The following is a 1,524-nucleotide window of genomic DNA, read 5'->3' on the forward strand; positions in this document are numbered from 1 at the left end:
GGTCCAGGGTGATCGGCAGCCGGGCGAGAGGAGTGCCTGCCGACGCGACGTCTTCGATCTGGGCGAGCTGCGTCTGCTCTATGTTGTTCACCTGCCCGTTGAAGATGGCCAGGTTGGCCGGATCCTGGAGGGAGTCGGCGTCGACCATGTCGCCCTGTCGCGTGGCGACCATCTCGGAGAAGGCGGCGCGGTCGGCCTGGGTCATCCGCTGTCCCGCGAGCACCCCGGACAGCAGCGCGTATTCCTGCGACAGCGCCTCCCTGGCCGACACCGTCGCGATCAGCCCGAGCGCCTGGTCGGCCGCGGTGGCGTTGGTCAGGCTGTCGGCTTCGGCCAGGAACAGCTTGAGTTCGTCCTGGATGCCGGTGCTGTATCCGCCAAGCGCCTGCAGCGGGGTTAGCGCCCGGCCGGTGACGCCGGCTCGCAGCGCCGGAAGCTGGCCGAGCCCGCTGATCAGGGTGTCGATGGCCTTGGCCTCGTCGGCCGTCTCGCTGCTCTTGGTACCCGGCGAGCTCATCGCCGCCAGAAACGCCGGCTGGTCGGTGTCGGTTGCCTTGGTGGCCGCGTCGTAGGCCGCCAGGTTGGCGGCGGTGGGCTGGAACAGGTAGATCACCGCGGCGGCGCGCTCGTCTTCCACCAGGCTGGTGAACTCGGCCGTCGGCAGCGAGGTCGCGTGGATCAGGTCGGGCGCCCGGTCCAGGTTGACGGCATTGTTGATGGAGGTACCGGCCACATAGGCGAGCAACCCGACCATGGCGATGAGCGGGATCGCCACGAGAAAGTAAATACGGAGCCTTATGGATCGACCATGCGATCCCATGGCACCCCCACACAGTTCAGAGGCGTCGTATGCGAGTTGCTCCCCGTCGCATCCAACTAACGGTCAAGACGGCCAGAATAGCCCATAACAGGCACGCGCCGGAGGCAAAGAAGGATATAGGTGGCGATGGGATTGTGTGTGGTCACAAACGCGGATTTTGTTGATCTTTGCCGGGAAGTCGCAGATGATCATGGTCGGTGCCATCCGGGTCAGGCGACGGGCCTGCCCCGCTTTTGTCGGCGGAACCCCCTACCCTAAGGAGGTGGCTGCCCTCGCTATAGATGCCCTCCTCGACGGACTCAATCCGGAGCAGCGCGCTGCCGTGGTGCATGAGGGCAGCCCGCTGCTTATCGTGGCCGGCGCGGGTTCGGGCAAGACCCGCGTGCTCACCCACCGGATCGCCTACCTGCTCGCCGCGCGGGAGGTGGCGCCGCAGGAGATCCTGGCCATCACCTTCACCAACAAGGCGGCCGGGGAGATGGCGTCCCGGGTGGCCGCCCTGGTCGGCCCGCGGGCCAGGTCCATGTGGGTCATGACCTTCCACTCCGCCTGCGTGCGGATCCTGCGCCGGGAGGCCAAGCGCTTCGGCTACCCCTCCTCGTTCTCCATCTACGACCAGGCCGACTCCCAGCGGCTGATGGCCCTGGTCTGCCGCGAGCTGGAGCTGGACGCCAAGCGCCACCCGCCCAAGGCCATGCTGAACC

The 1,524-nt window shown here is 67.1% G+C and carries 2 protein-coding genes; one reads left to right on the forward strand and one right to left on the reverse strand.

The genetic code is table 11. The annotated features are described in order from the left end of the window. Positions 1–775: nitrate- and nitrite sensing domain-containing protein (locus tag WCB02_RS30890; RefSeq protein ID WP_423964046.1), on the reverse strand; the 775-nt coding region annotated here is incomplete at its 3' end. A gap of 229 nt (positions 776–1,004) precedes the next feature. Here WCB02_RS30890 and WCB02_RS30895 point away from each other — a divergent pair. Beyond that, positions 1,005–1,524: UvrD-helicase domain-containing protein (locus tag WCB02_RS30895; protein ID WP_423964048.1), on the forward strand; the 520-nt coding region annotated here is incomplete at its 3' end.

The organism is Bradyrhizobium sp. (assembly GCF_049581145.1).
Classification (GTDB): Bacteria; Pseudomonadota; Alphaproteobacteria; order Rhizobiales; family Xanthobacteraceae; genus Bradyrhizobium.